This window comes from Paraburkholderia sp. A1RI_3L, assembly GCF_048957895.1.
In the GTDB taxonomy this organism is placed as follows: domain Bacteria; phylum Pseudomonadota; class Gammaproteobacteria; order Burkholderiales; family Burkholderiaceae; genus Paraburkholderia; species Paraburkholderia kururiensis.
On record NZ_JARCHA010000002.1, the window covers coordinates 323,320 to 344,181 of the forward strand.

20 protein-coding genes are annotated in these 20,862 nt (G+C 64.7%); 4 read left to right on the forward strand and 16 right to left on the reverse strand.

Annotated elements, in window-relative coordinates; translation table 11 throughout:
- Window positions 1–142 precede the first annotated feature (142 nt).
- Window positions 143–406 carry a 30S ribosomal protein S16 gene (gene rpsP / locus PXJ20_RS07570; RefSeq protein WP_017774606.1) on the reverse strand — a complete coding sequence of 88 codons (264 nt, stop codon included), beginning with the start codon at window positions 404–406 and terminating at the stop codon, window positions 143–145.
- A gap of 391 nt (window positions 407–797) precedes the next feature.
- On the opposite strand from rpsP, the gene PXJ20_RS07575 reads away from it, so the two are divergent.
- Window positions 798–1,262 (forward strand): NINE protein, encoded by a 465-nt coding sequence (locus PXJ20_RS07575; RefSeq protein ID WP_413212277.1) that lies wholly within the window; start codon window positions 798–800, stop codon window positions 1,260–1,262.
- 44 nt (window positions 1,263–1,306) lie between these two features.
- On the opposite strand, the gene PXJ20_RS07580 is transcribed toward PXJ20_RS07575, so the two are convergent.
- Together PXJ20_RS07580 and PXJ20_RS07585 are read right to left on the reverse strand one after the other, a co-directional pair.
- Entirely contained in the window at window positions 1,307–2,446 is a 1,140-nt protein-coding gene (locus PXJ20_RS07580; protein WP_199540338.1) for a PA0069 family radical SAM protein, read from the reverse strand.
- A 114-nt stretch (window positions 2,447–2,560) separates the two neighbouring features.
- Window positions 2,561–3,049: an Lrp/AsnC ligand binding domain-containing protein gene (locus tag PXJ20_RS07585; protein WP_017774603.1), complete on the reverse strand. Its 489-nt coding sequence runs from the start codon at window positions 3,047–3,049 to the stop codon at window positions 2,561–2,563.
- Window positions 3,050–3,190: 141 nt separating this feature from the next.
- Here PXJ20_RS07585 and PXJ20_RS07590 point away from each other — a divergent pair, with 141 nt between their 5' ends.
- Window positions 3,191–4,477, forward strand: coding sequence for a D-amino acid dehydrogenase (locus PXJ20_RS07590; RefSeq protein WP_421029688.1), 1,287 nt, complete (start codon window positions 3,191–3,193; stop codon window positions 4,475–4,477).
- 139 nt (window positions 4,478–4,616) lie between these two features.
- Here the strand turns inward: PXJ20_RS07590 and PXJ20_RS07595 are convergent, their stop codons facing one another.
- From PXJ20_RS07595 to PXJ20_RS07620, 6 genes are all read right to left on the reverse strand, one after another.
- On the reverse strand, window positions 4,617–6,407 hold the full coding sequence (locus tag PXJ20_RS07595; RefSeq protein WP_421029689.1) for an acyl-CoA dehydrogenase: 1,791 nt from the start codon (window positions 6,405–6,407) through the stop codon (window positions 4,617–4,619).
- A 100-nt stretch (window positions 6,408–6,507) separates the two neighbouring features.
- Window positions 6,508–7,443, reverse strand: a complete 936-nt coding sequence (locus PXJ20_RS07600; protein ID WP_421029690.1) for an electron transfer flavoprotein subunit alpha/FixB family protein — start codon at window positions 7,441–7,443, stop codon at window positions 6,508–6,510.
- A gap of 14 nt (window positions 7,444–7,457) precedes the next feature.
- Window positions 7,458–8,207, reverse strand: coding sequence for an electron transfer flavoprotein subunit beta/FixA family protein (locus PXJ20_RS07605; protein ID WP_114810210.1), 750 nt, complete (start codon window positions 8,205–8,207; stop codon window positions 7,458–7,460).
- 257 nt (window positions 8,208–8,464) lie between these two features.
- Window positions 8,465–9,262, reverse strand: coding sequence for a MetQ/NlpA family ABC transporter substrate-binding protein (locus PXJ20_RS07610; protein WP_421029691.1), 798 nt, complete (start codon window positions 9,260–9,262; stop codon window positions 8,465–8,467).
- 93 nt (window positions 9,263–9,355) lie between these two features.
- A complete protein-coding gene (locus PXJ20_RS07615; protein WP_026121722.1) occupies window positions 9,356–10,009 on the reverse strand; it encodes a methionine ABC transporter permease in 654 nt (217 codons plus the stop codon).
- The gene (locus PXJ20_RS07620) at window positions 9,999–11,033 is read right to left on the reverse strand and encodes a methionine ABC transporter ATP-binding protein (protein ID WP_421029692.1); all 1,035 of its coding nucleotides are present in this window, start codon (window positions 11,031–11,033) and stop codon (window positions 9,999–10,001) included. Before PXJ20_RS07620 ends, PXJ20_RS07615 begins: the two co-directional genes overlap by 11 nt.
- Window positions 11,034–11,281: 248 nt before the next feature.
- On the opposite strand from PXJ20_RS07620, the gene PXJ20_RS07625 reads away from it, so the two are divergent.
- Window positions 11,282–12,214, forward strand: coding sequence for a lysophospholipase (locus PXJ20_RS07625; RefSeq protein WP_421029693.1), 933 nt, complete (start codon window positions 11,282–11,284; stop codon window positions 12,212–12,214).
- Window positions 12,215–12,250: 36 nt separating this feature from the next.
- On the opposite strand, the gene PXJ20_RS07630 is transcribed toward PXJ20_RS07625, so the two are convergent.
- Complete coding sequence (locus PXJ20_RS07630; protein ID WP_421029694.1) at window positions 12,251–13,060, reverse strand: enoyl-CoA hydratase; 810 nt, start codon at window positions 13,058–13,060, stop codon at window positions 12,251–12,253.
- Between the two features lie 10 nt (window positions 13,061–13,070).
- Entirely contained in the window at window positions 13,071–13,994 is a 924-nt protein-coding gene (locus PXJ20_RS07635) for a histone deacetylase family protein (RefSeq protein WP_017774593.1), read from the reverse strand.
- 231 nt (window positions 13,995–14,225) lie between these two features.
- Between PXJ20_RS07635 and mltB the strand changes: the two genes are divergently transcribed.
- Window positions 14,226–15,620: a lytic murein transglycosylase B gene (gene mltB / locus PXJ20_RS07640; protein ID WP_421029695.1), complete on the forward strand. Its 1,395-nt coding sequence runs from the start codon at window positions 14,226–14,228 to the stop codon at window positions 15,618–15,620.
- A 127-nt stretch (window positions 15,621–15,747) separates the two neighbouring features.
- On the opposite strand, the gene cysM is transcribed toward mltB, so the two are convergent.
- The 5 genes from cysM to PXJ20_RS07665 all read right to left on the reverse strand — a co-directional run bounded on the left by cysM (window position 15,748) and on the right by PXJ20_RS07665 (window position 20,810).
- Entirely contained in the window at window positions 15,748–16,650 is a 903-nt protein-coding gene (gene cysM, locus PXJ20_RS07645; protein ID WP_017774591.1) for a cysteine synthase CysM, read from the reverse strand.
- Between the two features lie 334 nt (window positions 16,651–16,984).
- Window positions 16,985–17,347, reverse strand: a complete 363-nt coding sequence (locus tag PXJ20_RS07650; protein ID WP_017774590.1) for a ComEA family DNA-binding protein — start codon at window positions 17,345–17,347, stop codon at window positions 16,985–16,987.
- 77 nt (window positions 17,348–17,424) lie between these two features.
- Window positions 17,425–18,417: an ADP-glyceromanno-heptose 6-epimerase gene (rfaD, locus tag PXJ20_RS07655; RefSeq protein ID WP_017774589.1), complete on the reverse strand. Its 993-nt coding sequence runs from the start codon at window positions 18,415–18,417 to the stop codon at window positions 17,425–17,427.
- A 10-nt stretch (window positions 18,418–18,427) separates the two neighbouring features.
- Window positions 18,428–19,390 (reverse strand): D-glycero-beta-D-manno-heptose-7-phosphate kinase, encoded by a 963-nt coding sequence (rfaE1, locus tag PXJ20_RS07660; RefSeq protein WP_413213913.1) that lies wholly within the window; start codon window positions 19,388–19,390, stop codon window positions 18,428–18,430.
- Between the two features lie 13 nt (window positions 19,391–19,403).
- A complete protein-coding gene (locus PXJ20_RS07665; protein WP_199540329.1) occupies window positions 19,404–20,810 on the reverse strand; it encodes a UDP-glucose dehydrogenase family protein in 1,407 nt (468 codons plus the stop codon).
- Between the last annotated feature and the right edge of the window lie 52 nt (window positions 20,811–20,862).

Here is a 20,862-nt window from a genome sequence, read left to right on the forward strand (position 1 = left end):
CCTCGCAGCCAGTTTCAATTGCCGGGGCACACTCGCCCGGCCAGGCATCGCAGAGTTTGCGCGACGCAACCGGGAATGCACACCCACAAGCACGGACCCTGCGGAGCCGGACAAGCTCATGCACGCGGCTCATGCAAGCAGATTACGCAGCCGGAGCTGCTGCCTGCGCCTTCTGCGCCTGCTTCACGAGACGCTCCACGGCCGGCGACAGCTGGGCACCCACGCCTTGCCAGTACGTCACGCGATCTTGCGCGATGCGCAGCGCTTCGCCCTTCGTCGCGACCGGGTTGTAGAAGCCGACGCGTTCGATGAAGCGGCCGTCGCGACGGTTACGCGAATCGGTTGCAACGATGTTGTAGAACGGGCGCTTCTTCGAGCCGCCGCGAGCCAGACGGATGATGACCATACTTGAATCCTTGAAAACCGGGGGTTCGGGACCACTGAAACCGGCGATTATAGCCTGAAACCAACGCCATAACAAACACTTAACGGAGAACCTTGCAAATCGGGCTGTGACGGCAATGCAGGCCCGGCTGCGCGAAGGTGGCACAAAGCGGCTTGCCACCCGACGTGCCTTTGCCCGCGGGCCTATTCCGTACCTATGCCCGCACCCCTGCCGACCGTATTTGGGCGCCGCAACCAGCCCATCCCGGTCACTCTCGCCGCGACGCATTCGCCGACTGTCCCACCTGCCTTACGCCGTCCCGTCGGCGTAGAATTCGGCTCGGCCGGAATCCCGAGCAGCGTGACGCAGGCACTACAGGCAGCGGCGGCGCTCTCCACCATCACTCGTTCCCATGTCCACCGTTTCGAATTCATCGCGCTTTCGTTCCAAAACGCTCACCGCTGCTCTTGCCTTTTTCTTCGGCAGCATCGGAGCACATCGCTTCTATCTATACGGCCCGCGCGATGTCTGGGGATGGGCACATCTGCTCGGCACCGTGATCGGCATTCCTGGCTTTTTGCTGCTCGTCGCCACCCAGCGCGAATCTGCCCTCGGATGGTCGCTCGCGCTACCCGGCGCAGTGTCGCTGCTGGCCGCGTTTCTCGCCGCCATCGTCTACGGGTTGCGCCCCGACGAGAAGTGGGACGCGCAGTTCAACGCGCAGGCCGGCCGTCGCAGTCGCTCGGGTTGGACGGTCATCTTCATCGTCATCTTTTCGCTGCTGATCGGCGCCTTCCTGCTGATGACGGGACTTGCGCTCTCGTTCCAGACCTATTTCGAGTCGCAGGTCGAAGCGGCGAAGTCGCTATCGCAGTAATCGGACCGGCAACAGACACGACGCCGCACAAGCCCGCAACCCGCCTAGAACAGATCGAGTTGCGGGTCATCCGCCGCACGCCGCAACACGACCGGTTCGCGGCGAAACTGCGAAATGTCGAGAATGCCGCGCCGCCGCTCGTTGAGACCGAGCCGTCGCACGGCTTTCCCGAAGCGCTGTTTCAGCAGATCGGCCCACGGCCCCTCGCCTTTCATTCGGCGTGCGAATGAGGCGTCGTAGTCTTTGCCGCCTCGCATGTCGCGCACGCGGCTCATGACGCGGTCCGCGCGGTCCGGAAAATGGGCTGCCAGCCAGTCCTTGAATAGCGGCGCGACTTCCCATGGCAGCCGCAGCACGATGTAACTCGCGCTCGTCGCGCCTGCCTCCGTACACGCTTCCAGAATGCGCTCCATGTCGGGCTCCGTTACAAACGGGATCACCGGCGCAATGCTCACGCCCACCGGCACGCCCGCCTGAGCGAGCGTACGAATGGTGCGCAGGCGCCGGGCGGGCGACGCCGCGCGAGGCTCCAGCGTGCGCGCAATGCCTGCATCGAGCGTGGTGATGGTGATGGCAGCCATCACCTGGCCGCGTTCCGCCATCGGCGCCAGCAGATCGAGGTCGCGCTCGATCAGCGACGACTTCGTGATGGCGGCGAACGGATGATGACGATCGTGCAGCACCTCGATCACGCGACGCGTGAGCCGCAGATCTCGCTCCACGGGCTGCCATGCGTCCGTGTTGACGCCGAGCGCAATCGGTTCCGGCACATAGGACTTCTTCGAAATCTCTCGTGCCAGCAGTTCCGGCGCGTTGACCTTCGCATAGATGCGACTTTCGAAATCCAGGCCCGGCGACAGGCCCAGATAGGCATGCGTGGGCCGCGCGAAACAGTAAATACAGCCGTGCTCGCAGCCGCGGTACGGGTTCAGCGAAATGCTGAACGGAATATCCGGCGACTGGTTGCGCGTAAGGATGCTCTTCGCGCGCTCCTCGAACACCTGCGTGCGCAGCGGGGGCGGCACGTCGCCCTCCGGGGAGTCGGGGTGCGTCCAGCCGTCGTCGAACGCTTCGCGCTGGTCGACTTCGTAGCGGCCCTGCAGGTTCGTTACGGCGCCGCGCCCCTTGTGTGGGGCGGGCGGGGCAACGGGATACTCGGAATATTCGGCGTCGGGATCGTTCACGGCGGCACACGACAAACGGAAAGCGACCGCGCCATACGAGGCAACGGCCGAAGTACTGTATAAATATACAGTACTTCGGCCGTTTGTCGAGCCGTTCTTCGAGCCGCAGTTCAGTCAATCGCCCACAGCGATCGTCAGCGTTTCCTTGATCTCTTCCATCACCACGTAGCTCTTCGACTGAACCGCCCCGGGCAGCTGCAGCAGGATGTCGCCGAGCAGCTTGCGGTAGTCCGCCATCTCGCCGATGCGTGCCTTGATGAGGTAGTCGAAGTCGCCCGACACGAGGTGGCACTCCAGCACCTCAGGAATCTTCTGCACCTCCCGGCGAAACTGCTCGAACATGTTGCCGCTCTTGTGATCGAGCGTGATTTCCACGAACACGAGCAGCGCGGCGCCCAACATGCCGGGATTCACCCGCGCGTAGTAGCCAGTAATGATGCCGTCGCGCTCCATGCGCTTCACCCGCTCCGTGCACGGGGTGACCGAGAGACCGACCTGCTCGGCGAGGTCTTTCATCGCCATGCGACCGTCCTGCTGGAGCAGTTTCAGGATGCGGTGATCGATGCGATCGAGGGTCCGGACGGGCTGGCGTTGTGTGCGCATGGTTTTTCTACTGAAAACTGGAAAAATACAATAACAAAACCTACTTCAACACCAATAGCATAGCCGTAAATACTGGACACACGCGATATTTCATGGTTTTTCGGACGCGCAGACCAGTTTCCCTTTCTGGATGGAGCAGCTATGCGAGTCGTCGTTCTGGGCAGTGGCGTCGTCGGCGTGACGAGCGCCTATTATCTGGCGCGCGCCGGTCATGAGGTCACGGTGATCGACCGCGAAACCGGCCCTGCGCTCGACACGAGTTTCGCGAACGCAGGCCAGATCTCGCCGGGTTATGCCTCGCCCTGGGCCGCTCCCGGCGTGCCACTCAAGGCCGTGAAGTGGATGTTCCAGAAGCATGCGCCGCTCGCCATCCGGCTCGACGGCACGCGCTTCCAACTGCAGTGGATGTGGCAAATGCTGCAGAACTGCACGGCCGGGCGTTACGCCGTCAACAAAGGCCGCATGGTTCGCCTCGCCGAATACAGCCGCGATTGCCTTCAAGCGCTGCGCGCCGAAACCGGCATCGAGTACGAAGGCCGCCAGGGCGGCACACTGCAGGTGTTCCGCACGCAGCAGCAACTCGAGGGCGCCGCGAAAGACATCACCGTGCTGAAAGACGCGAACGTGCCCTACGAGTTGCTCTCGCCCGAAGAGCTGTCGCGTGCCGAGCCGGCGCTCGCCGCCGTGTCGCACAAGCTCACGGGCGGCCTGCGTCTGCCAGGCGACGAAACCGGCGACTGCCAGTTGTTCACCACGCGCCTTGCCGCGCTTGCAGGCGAACTCGGCGTACGTTTTCGCTACAACACGGCCATCGACGGCCTCGCCGTCGCCGGTGGACGCATTGCCGGCGTGCAGTGCGGCAGCGAACTCGTGCGTGCCGACGCTTTCGTCGTGGCCCTCGGCTCGTACTCGACGAAGCTGCTGTCGGGCATCGTGAAGATTCCCGTGTATCCGCTCAAGGGCTACTCGATCACGGCACCGATTGTCGATGCCAAGGCTGCGCCGGTTTCGACGGTGCTCGACGAAACGTACAAGATCGCCATCACGCGCTTCGACGACCGCATCCGCGTGGGTGGCATGGCCGAGATCGTCGGTTTCGACAAGCGTCTGCGCGACGCGCGTCGCGAGACGCTCGAAATGTGCGTGAACGACCTGTTCCCGGGCGGCGGCGACACCTCGAACGCCACCTTCTGGACCGGCCTGCGCCCGATGACGCCGGACGGCACGCCGGTGGTGGGCCGCACGCCGATGCCCAATCTGTTCCTCAACACGGGACACGGCACGTTGGGCTGGACGATGTCGTGCGGCTCGGGCCAATTGCTCGCAGACCTGATGTCGGGCAAGCAACCCGCCATTCGCGCCGACGACCTCTCCGTCCATCGCTACCTCGGCGAAACGGGCGGCACGGGGCGTCCTGCATACGCCTGATTCGACTGGCGCGAGCCGCACACGAGAAGCTCGCAGAAGCAAAAAAAAGAAGGTGCCCACATTGGGCGCCTTCTGTCTTATGGACCGCGTTCCGCGCGCCAGGCGCCCCGCTTCTCGCAGGGCGTCCGGCCCATCAGTTTCAGAACTGGTCCTCGGCAAGTGCAAACACGCCTTCGCCACCTTTCGCGCTGACGATCGACACCTCCAACGCGCCAGCCTGAGGCAGCACGTGCTGCGCGAAGAACTGTGCCGTGGCGATCTTCGCTTCGTAGAACGCCGGGTCCTCCGCGCGCTTGCTGGCCGCGGCCAGCATGGCACGCGCCATCTGCCAGCCGCCCAGCACGATGCCGGCCAGCTTCAGATACGGCACGCTGCCCGCGAACACCGCGTTCGGATCGCCCTTCGCGTTGGCAACGACATACTCCACAACCGACTGCAGCGCACGCTGACCTTGCGCCAACTGCGTGCGCATGGCACCGAATGCCGCGCCTTCGTTCGCGCCTAGCGCTTCGACGGTCTGCCCGATCTCCGCGATCAGGGCCTTCGCCACCGCACCGCCGTCGCGAACCGTCTTGCGGCCGATGAGGTCGTTTGCCTGAATCGCCGTGGTGCCTTCGTAGATCGTCAGGATGCGGGCGTCACGGTAGTACTGCGCCGCGCCCGTTTCCTCGATGAAGCCCATGCCGCCGTGCACCTGCACGCCGAGGCTCGTCACTTCGAGCGAAAGCTCCGTACTCCAGCCCTTCACCACGGGCACGAGGAACTCGTAGATCGCATGATGCCGCTCGCGCGTAGCCGCATCCGCGTGGCGATGCGCGATATCGCAGTGCGCGGCCGCCACGTAGGCAAGCGAGCGCGACGCTTCCGTAAGCGCGCGCATCGTGGCCAGCATGCGGCGCACGTCCGGGTGGTGGATGATCGTGACGGCCTGCTTCGCCGATCCGTCCACGGGCCGGCTCTGCACACGCTCCTTCGCATAGGCGAGCGCCTTCTGGTAGGCGCGGTCGGACACCGCCACGCCCTGCATGCCGACCGCGAAGCGGGCCGCGTTCATCATGATGAACATGTACTCGAGGCCGCGATTTTCTTCGCCCACGAGCTGACCGATCGCGCCGCCATGATCGCCGAACTGCAGCACCGCCGTCGGGCTCGCCTTGATGCCCAGCTTGTGTTCGATCGACACGCAATGCACGTCGTTGCGCGCGCCGAGCGAACCGTCGTCGTTGACGAGGAACTTCGGCACGGTAAAGAGCGAAATACCCTTCACGCCTTCCGGCGCGCCAGGCGTGCGCGCGAGCACGAGATGCACGATGTTGCCCGCCATGTCGTGCTCGCCCCACGTGATAAAGATCTTCGTGCCGAAGATGCGGTACGTGCCGTCGCCCTGCGGCTCGGCACGCGTGCGCACGAGTGCGAGATCGGAGCCGGCTTGCGGCTCGGTGAGGTTCATGGTGCCGGTCCATTCGCCGGAGATCAGCTTCGGCACGTAGCGCTGCTTCTGCTCCTCCGTGCCTGCGGTCAGCAGGGCTTCGATGGCGCCGTCGGTAAGCAGCGGGCACAGCGCGAACGACAGGTTCGCGGCATTGAGCATTTCGATACACGCAGTGGCAATCAGCTTCGGCAGACCCTGACCGTCGTAATCGGTAGGATGCTGGACGCCTTGCCAGCCGCCTTCGGCGAACTGCCGGAAAGCATCGGCGAAACCGGGCGTCGCCTTCACTTCGCCGTTGTGCCAGCTGCTGGGGTTGCGATCGCCTTCCACGTTGAGCGGCGCGATGACGTCGCCGCACAGCTTCGCGGCCTCTTCCAGTACGGCTTGGGCCGTCTCCGGCGTAGCGTCTTCGAAGCCGGGCAGGCTTGCGACCTGATCGATGCCGGCAAGCTCGTTCATCACGAACAGCATGTCTTTGACGGGGGCGGTGTAGCTCATTGAGTCAGTCTCCTCTACTGCCTGATATCAATAAAAAAGGGGGCGCCGTGCGCGCCCCCTTCGTGTGCCGATAGCCTTCTGCGAGGCGCGGGTGCCGCGCTTAGCCGAGTTCGCCGACGAGTTCGGGCACGAGCGCAAACAGATCGCCGACGAGGCCGTAGTCGGCCACGCTGAAGATCGGTGCTTCGGGGTCCTTGTTGATCGCGACAATCACCTTCGAGTCCTTCATGCCGGCCAGATGCTGGATCGCACCCGAGATGCCCACCGCCACGTACAGCTGCGGCGCCACGATCTTGCCGGTCTGGCCCACCTGGTAGTCGTTGGGCACATAGCCCGCGTCCACGGCCGCACGCGAGGCGCCTAGCGCTGCGCCGAGCTTGTCGGCGAGCGGCTCCAGCACCTTCGTATAGTTCTCGCCGCTGCCGAGACCCCGGCCGCCCGAGACGATGATGTTCGCGCTCGTCAGCTCGGGACGGTCAAGCTTCGTCACTTCGCGGCTCACGAACTGCGAGATGCCGGCGTCCGGCGCGGCCTCGATCTTCTCGATGGACGCGCTGCCGCCTTCGGCCGCCACGGCGTCGAAGCCCGTGGTGCGCACCGTGATGACCTTGATCGGGTCGCCCGACTGCACCGTTGCGATCGCGTTGCCCGCGTAGATAGGACGCTCGAACGTGTCGGCGCTGACCACGGCCGTGATGTCGCTGATCTGCGCCACGTCGAGCTTCGCCGCGATGCGCGGCGTCACGTTCTTGCCCGCCGCCGTAGCCGGCGCGAGGATGTGCGAGTAGTCCTTCGCGATGTTCAGTACCGTCGCCTCGACATTCTCCGCGAGGCCCGCGTCCAGCTGCGGCGCGTCGGCGAGCAGCACCTTCGATACGCCCGCAATCTTCGCTGCGGCTTCGGCCGCGCCCTGCGCATTGTGGCCGGCTACCAGCACGTGCACGTCGCCACCAATCTTCGTCGCAGCCGCCACCGTGTTCAGCGTCGCGCCCTTCACGGTCGCGTTGTCGTGTTCCGCAATTACCAGAATTGTCATTTGTCGTCGCTCCCTTACAGCACCTTCGCTTCGGTCTTCAGCTTCTCCACCAGCGTCTTCACGTCCGGCACCTTCACGCCGGCCGAGCGCTTCGGCGGCTCGGCAACCTTCAGCGTCTTCAGGCGCGGCGTCACATCCACGCCGAGGTCCTCGGGCTTGATGGTTTCGAGCGGCTTCTTCTTCGCCTTCATGATGTTGGGCAGCGTCACGTAGCGCGGCTCGTTCAGGCGCAGGTCGGTCGTGACCACGGCGGGCAGCTTCAGCGAGAGCGTTTCGGCACCGCCGTCCACTTCGCGCATCACGGTTGCCTTGCCGTCAGCCACGGTCACCTTCGAGGCGAACGTCGCCTGCGGCAGGTTCGCGAGTGCGGCAAGCATCTGGCCGGTCTGGTTGGAGTCGTCGTCGATGGCCTGCTTGCCGAGAATGACGAGCTGCGGCTGTTCCTTGTCGACCAGGGCCTTGAGCAGCTTCGCCACGGCGAGCGGCTGCAGGTCTTCGTTCGATTCGATCAGGATGGCCCGGTCCGCGCCGATGGCCAGCGCCGTGCGCAGCGTTTCCTGCGCCTGCGCCACGCCCGCCGACACCGCGATCACCTCGGTCGCCACGCCCGCTTCCTTCAGGCGCACGGCTTCCTCGACGGCGATTTCGTCGAACGGGTTCATCGACATCTTCACGTTTGCAATGTCGACGCCCGTGCCGTCCGTCTTCACGCGGACCTTCACGTTGTAGTCGACCACTCTCTTGACTGGCACCAGGATTTTCATGCACACGCTCCAAAGTTACGAATACGTCAACCTGCGGGACATTATAGCGACAGCCCCTTGCGCACTGCGGCGCCGCAGGCCGTTTCGATCAACAATACCGCCCTTGGGCTGGGCGTCGGAAATAGCGAACGGTCGTGCGATTTTAGCCTTGAAAAAACCCGGGCGCCAAGCCCGGGCTCCGACCGGCGCCTCTAATTTTGTTGCCCGCCTCGCGGGACCAGCCGTCCATATTGCTTGAGCCGTTTTTGCGCAGCCTATTACCAGCCCGCCACCACCGCGCCGCCGAACTTCGTTTCGATGTACTGCTTCACTTCCGGCGAGTGGTACGCCGCCACGAGCTTCGCCACCCACGGCTTGTTACGGTCAGCCTCACGAATCGCGATGATGTTCACGTACGGGCCGTTCGGATCTTCGATGGCAATGGCGTCCTGCCTGGGCTTAAGCCCGGCTTCCATTGCGAAATTCGTGTTGATGGCGGCCGCGTCCACATCGCCCAGCGAGCGCGGAATCTGCGCGGCGTCCAGTTCCACGATCTTCAGCTTCTTCGGGTTGTCGACGATATCGATCGGCGTGGCCTTCAGTCCCGCGTCGGCGCGCAGCTTGATGAGGCCCTGCTTTTGCAGCAGCAGGAGCGCGCGGCCGCCGTTGGTCGGGTCGTTCGGCACGGCGATCTTCGCGCCCACGGGCAGCGCCGCCAGCGACTTCACGCGCTTCGAGTAGATGCCCATCGGGAACGTCACCGTATCCGCGATCTTGATGATCTTGTAGCCGCGGTCCTTCACCTGCGCCTGCAGATACGGCTCGTGCTGATAGCTGTTCGCGTCGAGGTCGCCGCCTGCCAGTGCCGCGTTCGGCTGCACGTAGTCCGAGAACTCGACGATCTTGATGTTGAGCCCGTTACGCGCGGCCACAGTCTTCACGGCGTCCATCAATTGCGCGTGCGGCCCGCCCGTCACGCCCACCTTGATGGTTTCATCGGCACGCGCGGCGCCCGAGGCAAACAGCGTAGCCGCACCGAGCACGGCGACCAGTTTCAATACGAAGCGACGTTGCATAACTCAATCCCCAAACGTGTGTTGTTTCGTGTGTTGTTTATTGACGCACTGACGCATGGCCCGCGTCGCGAACGCCACGGGCCTTGCATCGATTCAGCGATGACCCAGGCGCCGCACGAGCCAGTCGCCGAACGACTGCACGAGTTGAACGAAGACGATCAGAATCACGACCACTGCGACCATCACTTCGGGCTCGAAGCGCTGATAGCCATAGCGGATGCCCAGATCGCCCAGTCCGCCACCGCCGATCGCGCCCGCCATCGCCGAATAGCCGACGAGCGAGACGAACGTAATGGTGAGCCCGGCCACGATGCCTGGCAGCGCTTCGGGCAGCAGCACCTTGAAGACGATCTGGCGCGTCGTGGCGCCCATCGCCTGAGCGGCTTCGATCAGGCCGCGATCCACTTCGCGCAGCGCCGTCTCGACGAGTCGGGCAATGAAGGGGGCAGCGGCAATCGTGAGCGGCACGACGGCTGCGGCCGTGCCGATCGATGAACCCACCACGAGGCGCGTGAACGGAATCACTGCGACGAGCAGGATGATGAACGGCGTCGAACGCACAGCGTTCACGAGCATACCCATCGCGCGGTTCACGGCGAGGTTCTGCAGCACGCCTTGACGGTCGGTGAGATGGAGCAGCACGCCGAGCGGCAGCCCCACGAGGGCGCCGATCAAGCCCGAGATGCCGACCATCACGAGCGTCTCCCAGAACGACTGCACGAACATATCGAGCATTTCACTCAACATACGAGAGCTCCTCCACGACGACACCCTGCTCGCGCAGCCACGCGATGGCCTGCGCGACCTTCACCGCCTCGCCGCTCGCAAGCACCGCGAGCGACCCGAACGCCTGGCCCTGAATCTCGTCGATCTGGCCGTGCAGAATATTGAAGTCCAGTTCGTAGCGGCGAATGGTTTCCGAGAGCACCGGCTGGTCCACGCCCGAGCCCGTGAAGGCGAGGCGCAGCAGATGTCCGTTGCCCGTCTTCAGACGCTCGGCCACGCGCGCCTTGAGCGCGGGCGGCAATTCCTGGGCAATCACGTCGCCCAGCAGCGCGCGCGTGACTTCGTGATGCGGCTGCAGGAACACGTCGATCACGCGGCCTTCTTCCACCACCTTGCCCGCATCGAGCACGGCAACGCGATCGCACACCTGCTTGATGACCTCCATCTGATGCGTGATCAACACGACGGTGAGCCCGAGTTCGCGATTGATCTTGCGCAGCAGATCGAGAATGGCGCGCGTGGTTTCGGGGTCGAGTGCCGACGTAGCTTCGTCGGAAAGCAGCACCTTCGGTTTGCTGGCAAGGGCGCGCGCAATGCCGACGCGCTGCTTCTGTCCGCCGCTGATCTGCGCCGGGTAGCGGTCTTTCTGCGCGGTCAGGCCAACCAGTTCGAGCAGCGGCAACACCGCTTCTTCAATCTCTGCGCGCTTCATGCCCGCGAGCTCGAGCGGCAGCGCAACGTTTTCGTAGACGGTGCGCGACGACAGCAGGTTGAAGTGCTGGAAAATCATGCCGATCTCGCGACGCGCAGCACGCAACTCGGCAGCCGGCAACGACGTGAGCGCCCGTCCGTTCACGACGATCTCGCCTTCGGTAGGCCGCGCCAGCAGATTGATGGTACGTACCAGCGTGCTCTTGCCGGCGCCGCTGCGGCCGATGATGCCGAACACTTCGCCTGGGGGAATCGTGAGGTTGATGTTGTGGAGCGCTTCGACCCAGCCTCGGGGCCCCGCGAAGCGCTGCGACACATTGCGTAGTTCGATCATGAAAAAACGAAACGGCGGTACTGCCGGGCAGGCCTTGGGCCGATGCACGCCGGCAATGGCCGCCGCTGTTTTATTGGTGTGTGGGCCGCGATTTTAACCTGGCCGCGAAATTCTCTTTAATAATCAATTTCGATCCTTTCATAACGCGAGGGAATTAGAGCGGCACGCCGCCGACCGCGCTCGCTTGAGATACGCGGGCGCGGCTATGATCCGTCGCATTATCAATATGAAACGGCGGGCAATCAGTCATGGAGACGACAAAGCCTTTCGATGCCGCAACCCAGCGAAGTGCGGCCGCAACGCAGACGCTCGCAGGCGGGAACGGCGAGGGCTCGGACACCTCGCCGCCGCACACGGACACCGTAACGGCCGCGGACGGCACTGGCCTGCCGCTCTACCGCTGGCCCGCCGTTGGAACACGACGGGCCACTGTCGCGCTTGTCCACGGTCTCGCCGAACACGCCGGGCGATATGCGGCGCTCGCGGCACGGCTCAATGCCGTCGGGATCGAACTGGTCGCTATCGATCTGCGCGGACACGGACAGGCGCCCGGCCCCCGCGCATGGGTGTCGCGCTTCGACGACTACCTGCTCGACGCCGAAGCGCTCATCGACGCCGCTTCACAGCACGGCGGCCCGCTCTTCCTGATGGGCCACAGCATGGGCGGCGCAGTGGCTGCGCTCTATGCCGTGGAACGGTTGCCGGCGAGCCGTCATGACGTCGCGGGCCTGATCCTGTCGAGCCCGGCGCTCGCGCCTGGACACGACGTGCCCCGCTGGATGATCGCGGCCAGCCGTGTCATGAGCCGCGTGTGGCCCCGGTTTCCCGCCATGAAAATCGACGCTGCGCTACTGTCGCGCGATCCCGCCGTGGTGGAGGCGAATCGCTGCGATCCGCTCGTCCATCACGGGGCAATTCCCGCTCGCACGGGCGCGGAGATTCTGGCTGCCATGGAACGCATCGAGCGGGGCCGCGTGGGTCTGCGCTTGCCCGTCCTCGTCTATCACGGTACGCGGGACAAGCTGACCGAGCCCGAAGGCAGCCGCGATTTCGGCAGCCACGTCGGCTCGCCCGACAAGACGCTCACGCTCTACGAAGGCAGCTACCACGAGACGATGAACGACCTGGACCGCGATCGCGTGATCGGAGCGTTGATCGACTGGATAGCCGCGCGGAGTTGAGGCACTTCGCCTCGTGTTTCGCCCCGTGTCACTTCATCACCGCGGCGCCCGCTTTTCGATGAAGGCCTGCACACCTTCCAGCGTGGCGTCCTCCATCATGTTGCAGGCCATCGTTTGTCCCGCAAGCTGGTACGCCGCCTCGACACCCATTTCGAGCTGCCGGTAGAACAACGCCTTGCCCGCCTCGACCGCGGCACGCGGCTTGGCGCAGATGCTCGCGGCGAGCGCTGCCAACGTGGCGTCCAGTTCGGCAGCGCTCGCCACGCGGTTCACGAGCCCGCGGCGCCGGGCTTCGTGCGCATCGATGAACTCGCCGGTCATCAGCATCTCGAAGGCCATCTTGCGTGACACGTTGCGCGTGAGCGGCACGGAAGGCGTCGAACAGAAGAGCCCGAGGTTCACGCCGGAGACCGCGAAACGCGCTTCGTCCGATGCCACGGCGAGGTCGCACATCGCCACCAGCTGACAGCCGGCGGCGGTCGCGATGCCATGCACGCGCGCGATCACCGGCTGGGGCATGCGCTGGATTGCCAGCATCACCTTCGTGCAGCGCGCGAACAGCGCCTGGTAATACTCGAGCGACGGCGCCGCGCGCATTTCCTTCAGGTCGTGTCCCGCGCAGAAAGCGCGTCCCGCGCCGGCAATCACGACGACACGGGCGTCGCTCGCTGCAATCGACGTGAGCGCAGTCTGCAATTCGTCGAGCAGCGCTTCGGATAGTGCGTTGAACGCATCCGGCCGATTGAGCGTAACGGCCGTCACGCCATGCACTCCGTAGGCGTCCCGGGTTAGCTCGACCAGCGGGCTGGCTTCGCTCGCCTTCGACGAAACGGTTTGCGTGCTCATGCTCGCCTCCTCAAACCTCCGCCAGCGCGCGAATGTGCGCGACGGCGCTGCGGCCGAGCGCAGACAGGTTGTATCCGCCTTCGAGACAGCTCACGATGCGCCCGCGCGCATAGCGGTTTGCGATGTCGCGCACGCGGTCGGTGATCCACGTGTAGTCGTCTTCAACGAGGCCCATGTTGCCGAGGTCGTCCTCGCGATGGGCATCGAAGCCGGCGGAGATGAAGATCATCTCGGGCTTGAAGTCGTGGAGCCGCGGCAGCCACAGCACGTCCACCGCCTCGCGCACCGCCATGCCCTTCGAGCGCGCCGGCATCGGCACGTTGACCATGTTCGGAGCCTGGTTGTCCGCGCCCGTGAACGGATAGAACGGATGCTGGAAGAAGCTGCACATCAGCACGCGCGGGTCTGCGGCGAACGCGGCCTCGGTGCCGTTGCCGTGATGCACGTCGAAGTCGATGATCGCCACGCGCGCAAGGCCGTGAACGTCGAGCGCATGTCGCGCCGCAATCGCCACGTTGTTGAAGAAGCAGAAGCCCATGGCGCGTGCCGGCTCCGCGTGATGTCCCGGCGGACGCACGCTGCAAAACGCGTTGTCGTACTGGCCCGCGATCACGGCGTCCGTGGCGGCAATGGCCGCGCCCGCTGCGCGCAGCGCTGCCTGCCAGGTGTGCGGATTCATCGACGTGTCGGGATCGATGGGCGCGTAGCCCTCGATCGGCGAGGTGTCCCGAATGTGATCGACATGCGCCTTCGTATGGACACGCAGTAGCGCGGCTTCATCGGCGAGCGGCGCCGGCTCGCGTTCGATCAGCGCGTCGATGCGGCTTGCGATCAGCTGGTCTTCGATCGCCTGCAGCCGCGCGGGACACTCGGGGTGCCATTGTCCCATCTCGTGCAGCAGACAATCGGCGTGGGAGTAGAAGGCTGTTGCCATGATTCGTTCGTTCTGCGGCGCGCGCCGTCGGCTCGTGCGCGGCAGGTCTCCTTCATATGCGCGCGGCAACGCGCCGCGGGTAATAACCGTCACGTTACCACACGACGCCGCGACTCGACCCCATGCCGCAAGGGCCCGCGCCCTGTCGTTCGGCGAGGTTAGTTGCGCCAGAGTCGTCGGTTATACTGCGCCGAACCGTTTTGCTCCGTCTGTTCTCCCGCCTTGCTGCCCATGATCTTCAAGTCTGCTTCGCCCGTATTCCGCCGCCTGTCCGCCTCGACGCTCACCGCTGCGACATGCATTGCGCTACAGACGCTCGCGGCGCCCTCTACGGCATTCGCTCAGACCGGCAGTTCCACGCCCGCCATGCGTCTCGCCCAGGCCCAGCCGCAGGCTCCCGTACCGCAGGGGCAGACCTTCGAAGAAGAGATCATCCCGCAGCGTTACGCGAACAATCCCAACGTCGACACATTCGTCGACGACATGGTTGCCCGCTACGACTTCGATCCTGCCGCCCTGCATGCGCTCTTTGCGCACGCGAGCTACTCGGCAACCGCGGTGAAGCTCGTGCTGCCGTCGCCCACGCCCGCGGCGAAGAACTGGCGCGCTTATCAGGCGCGCTTTCTCGATGCGATACGCGTGAATGCGGGTGTGCGCTTCTGGCGCGAGAACCAGGCGACGCTGCAACGCGCCTACGACGAGTTCGGCGTGCCGCCCGAGGTGATCGTCGGCATCATTGGTGTCGAGACGATCTACGGACGTTTCATGGGCAACTTCCGCGTGCTCGATGCGCTCACCACGCTGACCTTCGACTACCCGGATACCCCGAACCGCGCCGATCGCATGGCGACGTTCCGCAAGAACCTCGAAGACTACCTGGTGTGGACGCGCGACTCACAGGTCGATCCAACCAGCGTGCTGGGCTCATACACGGGCGCAATCGGCATTCCGCAGTTCCTGCCCAGCAGCATCGTGAAATACGCGGTGAGTTACGACGGCAACAAACAGATCGACCTGCGCACGAGCCAGGCGGATGCGATCGGCAGTGTCGCGAACTATCTCAAGCAGAACGGCTGGGAAACGGGACGCCCCGTGGTGTGGAAGATTGCAGGCGACCCGGGTAGCCAGGGTGTCGCGCAGGCCGCCGCCGACGGACAGCCTGAGCCGCACTGGCCGCTCGAGCAACTGCTGCGCGCCGGACTGGTGCTGAACCAGCCCGACATCGACATCGCCTCGGAAGCGGGCACGCCGGTCACCATCGTGGACCTGCCAACGCCGGGACGCGCTACCGAGTACGTGCTGGGACTCAGAAATTTCTACGTGCTCACGCGCTATAACCGCAGCTTCTTCTACGCGCTTGCGGTGTATCAACTCGGACAGAAAGTGAAGGCGCAAATGATGGCGAGCAACGGCGGCATACCTGGCGCGGGCTCGGGCGCCGCTGCTTCCGGCGCCGCGGCACCCGCGTTCGCGCCGCAGGGAGCTTCGGTGTCGGGCGGCCTTCCCGCGGCCGGCGTTCCTGCGCAGAACGGAGCTACGCCAGGCAACTCCGCCCCGGGTGGAACGGTACCCGCGCCGTTAATGCCTGTGGCGCCCACGACGCCCGCTGCACCTTCCGCAGACTAAGGCGGTCTATCGTCGCCACCTGATTCGTGAGTCGTCGCTTAAACAAACAAAACGCCGGACATTGCCGGCGTTTTGTCATTCAGCGGACGCGGTGACATGCTCCGCGTTTTTTGAAACGTTGCGCGCTTTAGGCGGGGAACACGCCCGTCGAGAGATACCGGTCGCCACGGTCGCACACCACGAACACGATCGTGGCGTTCTCGACCTGGCGCGCAATGCGCAACGCGACCTCGCACGCACCGCCCGACGAGATGCCCGCGAAGATCCCTTCGACCGAAGCGAGACGCCGCGCCATGGCTTCCGCCGCCGCCTGACTCACGTTCTCGACACGATCCACGCGGCTGCGATCGAAGATCTTCGGCAGATAGGCTTCGGGCCACTTGCGAATGCCCGGAATGCGCGAGCCCTCTTCGGGCTGGGCACCGACGATCTCGACAGCCTGGTTCTGCTCTTTCAGATACTTCGACACGCCCATGATGGTGCCCGTCGTGCCCATCGACGATACGAAGTGGGTGATGCGACCTTCGGTCTCACGCCAGATTTCGGGCCCCGTGGTCTCGTAGTGCGCAAGCGGATTGTCGGGATTGGCGAACTGGTCGAGGATGATGCCCTTGCCGTCGCGCTGCATCTGCTCGGCGAGATCGCGCGCGTACTCCATGCCGCCCTTCACTGGCGTGAGCACGATCTGCGCGCCGTAGGCCGCCATGCTCTGGCGACGCTCTACCGAAAGGTCTTCCGGCATGATGAGCACCATCTTGTAGCCGCGAATGGCGGCGGCCATCGCGAGCGCAATGCCGGTGTTACCGCTCGTGGCTTCGATGAGCGTGTCGCCCGGCTTGATGCGGCCGCGTTCTTCGGCTTTGCGGATCATCGAGAGCGCCGGGCGGTCTTTCACGGAGCCTGCGGGGTTGTTGCCCTCGAGCTTGCCGAGCACGACATTGTTGCGGCTGCGGATTTCATCGTCCGAAAGCCGGACGAGTTGCACGAGCGGGGTATTGCCGATCGTGTCTTCGATTGTCTTGTAGGCCATACGCGGATCGCAGTCGGGCGCAGGATGAAGCGTTGCGCAAACAGGGGATGAATGCGTCGATTCTAAACCACGCCGCCCGCGGGTGCCGCCCGACCCTGCTGCGCGAAGGGGGGTGAAGGCAGATGAAGGGAAGTGCATCGAACTGAATGACGCGTGTCGCACGGGACGCCGAACGCCAAAAAGCCCGCGGCCAAGGCCGCGGGAGCCAGTCATATGAAGGACGGCTGAAGGAGCGTGTTTCGTCGTGGACCCGAAACCCGCTCTGGGCGCGTACACGAGGGTGGCGACGTGCACGCAGGGGACGTGACCTGAAGCGGGATGCCGCGAATCGCGCCTATTTCTTCGCCGTCGTGGCGGGCGCCGGCTTTTGCGAGCCTGCGGCCGGTGTGGCGTGCGCCTGTGCGACCGCCGCGGTTTGCGAGCCGGTAGCCGGCGTGGAGGGCCCGACGCTCAGACCTTCGGCCTGCAGCCGCTCGACCGTATGGCCGCCCATGCCCTTCACGCGCTTGCCGAGATCGGCGGGGTCCTTGAACGGGCCGTGCGCGCCGCGCTCGTCGAGAATGGCCTTGGCTCTCGCCGGGCCAATGCCCTTGATGCCGCGCAGTGCATCTTCGTTGGCCGTGTTGACGTCGACGGCGGCAAACGCCTGACCGAACGCGGCAACGAGCGCCGCGGCAGCGAGAATTTTTTTGAACATGCTGGATCTCCCTCTGGACTCCTGACTGGCGCCCATCGCCAGCAGGAGACCTCAGTGTAGGGAGACCGAAGCCGGAATCACACCTGGCCGGATAGCCAACGCACGTAACGGTCCACGCCTTCCTGGACGGAAAGGAACGGCGCGTCGTAACCCGCTGCGCGCAGCTTCGTGGGGTCGGCCTGCGTGAAGCACTGATACTTGCCACGCAGCGCGTCGGGGAACGGCACGTACTCGATCAACCCGCGCTGCACCTGTTCGGCGAGCGAAAGCGGGGCCTCGCCCGCGAGCGCACGCAGCGTGTTGACCACGGTCGTCGCGATGTCGTTGAACGGCTGCGCGCGGCCCGTGCCGAGATTGAAAATGCCCGACTTCTCGGGATGATCGAAGAAGAACAGGTTGACCTTGACCACGTCTTCGACCGAGACGAAGTCACGCGTCTGCTCGCCCGCCCCGTAGCCGTTGTACTCGCCGAATAGCTTCACCTTGCCTTCGGCGCGGAACTGGTTGAAGTTGTGGAACGCCACCGACGCCATGCGCGCCTTGTGCGTTTCACGCGGCCCGTACACGTTGAAGTAGCGAAAGCCCGCGATCTGGCTGCGCGCCTGCGGCAGCACCCGGCGAATCACCTGATCGAACAGGAACTTCGAATAACCGTAGACGTTGAGCGGCGCTTCCACCTCGCGCTCTTCAACGAAGCGGCTCGACCCGCCGTAAATCGCCGCCGACGACGCATACAGGAACTGCGTGCCCTGCGCGAGGCACGCGTCGAGCACCGCGCGGCTGTAGCGGAAGTTGTTGTCCATCATGTAGCGGCCGTCGGTTTCCATGGTGTCCGAGCAGGCGCCTTCATGAAAGATCGCGCGTACCTTGCCGAAGTCACCGCGCGCGAAGCGCTCGACGAATTCGGTCTTGTCCAGATAGTCGTCGATCTCGCAGTCCACGAGGTTTCGGAATTTGTCCGCGCGCGTGAGGTTGTCGACGGCGATGATGCGTTGTTCGCCGCGCTCGTTGAGCGCCTTGACGATGTTGCTGCCGATGAAGCCGGCCGCGCCGGTCACGATGAGAGTCATGATCGTGGTGTCAGTTGAAGAGTTCGTCGTAGTCGACCGTTGCCGTACCCAGTTTGCCGACGACGATGCCCGCCGCGCGGTTGGCCAGCGACACGGCCTCGAAGAGTGACAGGCCCGCGCCCAGCATGACGGCGAGCGTGGCGATCACCGTGTCGCCAGCGCCCGAAACATCATACACTTCGCGTGCTACCGCCGGCGCGTGCAGGATGCCGTCGTCCGAGAAGAGCGTCATGCCTTCTTCCGAGCGCGTGAGCAGCAGCGCGCCCAGGTCCAGATCGGTACGCAGTTTCGTGACGCGAGCCAGCAAGTCTTCCTCCGACTTCCACTTGCCCACCACCTCGCGCAACTCGGCGCGGTTCGGGGTAATGATGCTCGCGCCGCGATAACGCTCCCAGTCGTCGCCTTTCGGGTCCACGAGCACGGCCTTGCCCGCCTCGCGTGCCTTCGAGATCATGCGCGTGACGTGCGTAAGCCCGCCCTTCGCGTAGTCAGACATCAGGATCACGTCGTGCGACGGCAGCAGCGCATCGAAACGGGCGAGCCCGGCGAGCAGCACTTCGTGCGCCGGGGTGTTCTCGAAGTCGACGCGCAGCAATTGCTGCTGACGCGAGAGCACGCGCAGCTTGATGGTGGTCGGCAGCGCCGGATCGCGCTCGAGATACGCCGTGACGCCGCTCGCGTCGAGCAGCTCCACGATGCGCTCGCCCGGCTCGTCGTGGCCCACCACGCAGAGCAGCCCCGCCTGGGCGCCGAGCGCGGCGATGTTACGCGCGACGTTCGCCGCGCCGCCGAGCCGGTCCTCCTGGCGCTGCACGTGCACCACGGGCACGGGCGCTTCGGGCGAGATGCGATTGACGTCGCCGAACCAGTAGCGGTCGAGCATCACATCGCCCACCACGAGCACGCGCGCGCCGGCAAGCCGCTCGCGCGGCACGATGCCGACCTCGGGAGCCAGCCTGCTGCCCGGCGCCATGGCGCGCGCGCCGTCAGACTGCGACGCCGGAGCCATTCTGGATTGCGACATGGGGCCGTCCAATCGAGTAATAGTCGATGCCGAGTTCGCTCATCGCGTCCGGTTCGTAGAGGTTGCGACCGTCGAAGATACGCGGCGTCTTGAGCACGGCCTTCAGATGCGCGAAGTCCGGTGCCTTGAATTCCTTCCATTCGGTCACGATCACGAGCGCGTCGGCACCCGCGAGCGTTTCGTCCTGGGTGCCTGTGAAATGCAGGCGCGCGAGATGGTCCGGTGCATTCTCCAGGTCCATGGCGAAGACGCGGCGCGCTTCCTCGGTCGCGACGGGATCGTAGGCGCGAACCTGTGCGCCGCGTGCGAGCAGATCGGCGATCACGCGGCGGCTCGGAGCCTCGCGCATGTCGTCCGTGTTCGGCTTGAACGCGAGCCCCCACACGGCGAACGTACGGCCGCGCAAGTCTTCGCCGAGCGTCTTCGTGATCTTGCGCACGAGGACTTCCTTCTGCGCATGATTGACGTCCTCGACCGCTTCGAGAATGCGCAGATGCTCGCCGATCTCTGCCGCGGTGCGGATCAACGCCTGGACGTCTTTCGGGAAGCACGAGCCACCGTAGCCGCAGCCCGCATAGAGAAAGTGGTAACCGATGCGCGGGTCCGAACCAATGCCGCGACGCACCGCTTCGATATCCGCGCCGACGCGGTCGGCCAGATTCGCGAGTTCGTTCATGAACGAGATGCGCGTGGCGAGCATCGCGTTCGCAGCGTACTTCGTGAATTCCGCCGAGCGCACGTCCATGTACAGCGTGCGCTCGTGGTTGCGGTTGAACGGCGCGTAGAGCCGCTTCATCTTCTCGCGCGCAACCAGACCGTCCTCGTCTTCATCGCTACCAATGAGGATGCGGTCGGGTCGCATGAAGTCGTCCACGGCCGCGCCTTCCTTGAGGAACTCGGGATTGGACACCACCGAGAAACGATGCTGCGCGCTGTCCGCAAGGCCACGCTGCGCGAGCTCGGCGCGCACCGCGTCGCTCACGCGCCGGGCCGTGCCCACCGGCACCGTGGACTTGTCCACGATCACCTTGAAGCCGTCCATGTAGCGGCCGATGTTGCGTGCCGCTTCGAGTACGTACTGGAGGTCGGCGGAACCGTCTTCGTCGGGCGGCGTACCCACGGCGATGAACTGCACGTCGCCATGCGCAACGCTCGCTTCGATGTCGGTGGAAAACGTGATACGCCCTGCCGCACGATTGCGCGCGATGATCTCCTGCAAGCCGGGTTCGTGAATGGGCACGCCCCCGTTGTTCAGGATGCCGATCTTGCGCGGATCGACGTCGAGACAGAAGACGTCGTTGCCGATTTCAGCGAGGCAGGCCCCCGTGACGAGGCCGACATAGCCGGTGCCGATGATGGTGATTTTCATACGTGTTCCGGGTCTAGATTCCGGTCATGAAGTTCGTTGACGGGTTCCGGGA

What these genes read in the sequence shown, in the direction of transcription:
- rpsP (WP_017774606.1), bottom strand. Translation starts at nt 406, where the DNA reads ATGGTCATCATCCGTCTGGCTCGCGGCGGCTCGAAGAAGCGCCCGTTC.
- PXJ20_RS07575 (WP_413212277.1), top strand. Translation starts at nt 798, where the DNA reads ATGTCCACCGTTTCGAATTCATCGCGCTTTCGTTCCAAAACGCTCACC.
- PXJ20_RS07585 (WP_017774603.1), bottom strand. Translation starts at nt 3,049, where the DNA reads ATGCGCACACAACGCCAGCCCGTCCGGACCCTCGATCGCATCGATCAC.
- PXJ20_RS07590 (WP_421029688.1), top strand. Translation starts at nt 3,191, where the DNA reads ATGCGAGTCGTCGTTCTGGGCAGTGGCGTCGTCGGCGTGACGAGCGCC.
- PXJ20_RS07595 (WP_421029689.1), bottom strand. Translation starts at nt 6,407, where the DNA reads ATGAGCTACACCGCCCCCGTCAAAGACATGCTGTTCGTGATGAACGAG.
- PXJ20_RS07600 (WP_421029690.1), bottom strand. Translation starts at nt 7,443, where the DNA reads ATGACAATTCTGGTAATTGCGGAACACGACAACGCGACCGTGAAGGGC.
- PXJ20_RS07605 (WP_114810210.1), bottom strand. Translation starts at nt 8,207, where the DNA reads ATGAAAATCCTGGTGCCAGTCAAGAGAGTGGTCGACTACAACGTGAAG.
- PXJ20_RS07610 (WP_421029691.1), bottom strand. Translation starts at nt 9,262, where the DNA reads ATGCAACGTCGCTTCGTATTGAAACTGGTCGCCGTGCTCGGTGCGGCT.
- PXJ20_RS07615 (WP_026121722.1), bottom strand. Translation starts at nt 10,009, where the DNA reads ATGTTGAGTGAAATGCTCGATATGTTCGTGCAGTCGTTCTGGGAGACG.
- PXJ20_RS07620 (WP_421029692.1), bottom strand. Translation starts at nt 11,033, where the DNA reads ATGATCGAACTACGCAATGTGTCGCAGCGCTTCGCGGGGCCCCGAGGC.
- PXJ20_RS07625 (WP_421029693.1), top strand. Translation starts at nt 11,282, where the DNA reads ATGGAGACGACAAAGCCTTTCGATGCCGCAACCCAGCGAAGTGCGGCC.
- PXJ20_RS07630 (WP_421029694.1), bottom strand. Translation starts at nt 13,060, where the DNA reads ATGAGCACGCAAACCGTTTCGTCGAAGGCGAGCGAAGCCAGCCCGCTG.
- PXJ20_RS07635 (WP_017774593.1), bottom strand. Translation starts at nt 13,994, where the DNA reads ATGGCAACAGCCTTCTACTCCCACGCCGATTGTCTGCTGCACGAGATG.
- mltB (WP_421029695.1), top strand. Translation starts at nt 14,226, where the DNA reads ATGATCTTCAAGTCTGCTTCGCCCGTATTCCGCCGCCTGTCCGCCTCG.
- cysM (WP_017774591.1), bottom strand. Translation starts at nt 16,650, where the DNA reads ATGGCCTACAAGACAATCGAAGACACGATCGGCAATACCCCGCTCGTG.
- PXJ20_RS07650 (WP_017774590.1), bottom strand. Translation starts at nt 17,347, where the DNA reads ATGTTCAAAAAAATTCTCGCTGCCGCGGCGCTCGTTGCCGCGTTCGGT.
- rfaD (WP_017774589.1), bottom strand. Translation starts at nt 18,417, where the DNA reads ATGACTCTCATCGTGACCGGCGCGGCCGGCTTCATCGGCAGCAACATC.
- rfaE1 (WP_413213913.1), bottom strand. Translation starts at nt 19,390, where the DNA reads ATGGCGCCGGGCAGCAGGCTGGCTCCCGAGGTCGGCATCGTGCCGCGC.
- PXJ20_RS07665 (WP_199540329.1), bottom strand. Translation starts at nt 20,810, where the DNA reads ATGAAAATCACCATCATCGGCACCGGCTATGTCGGCCTCGTCACGGGG.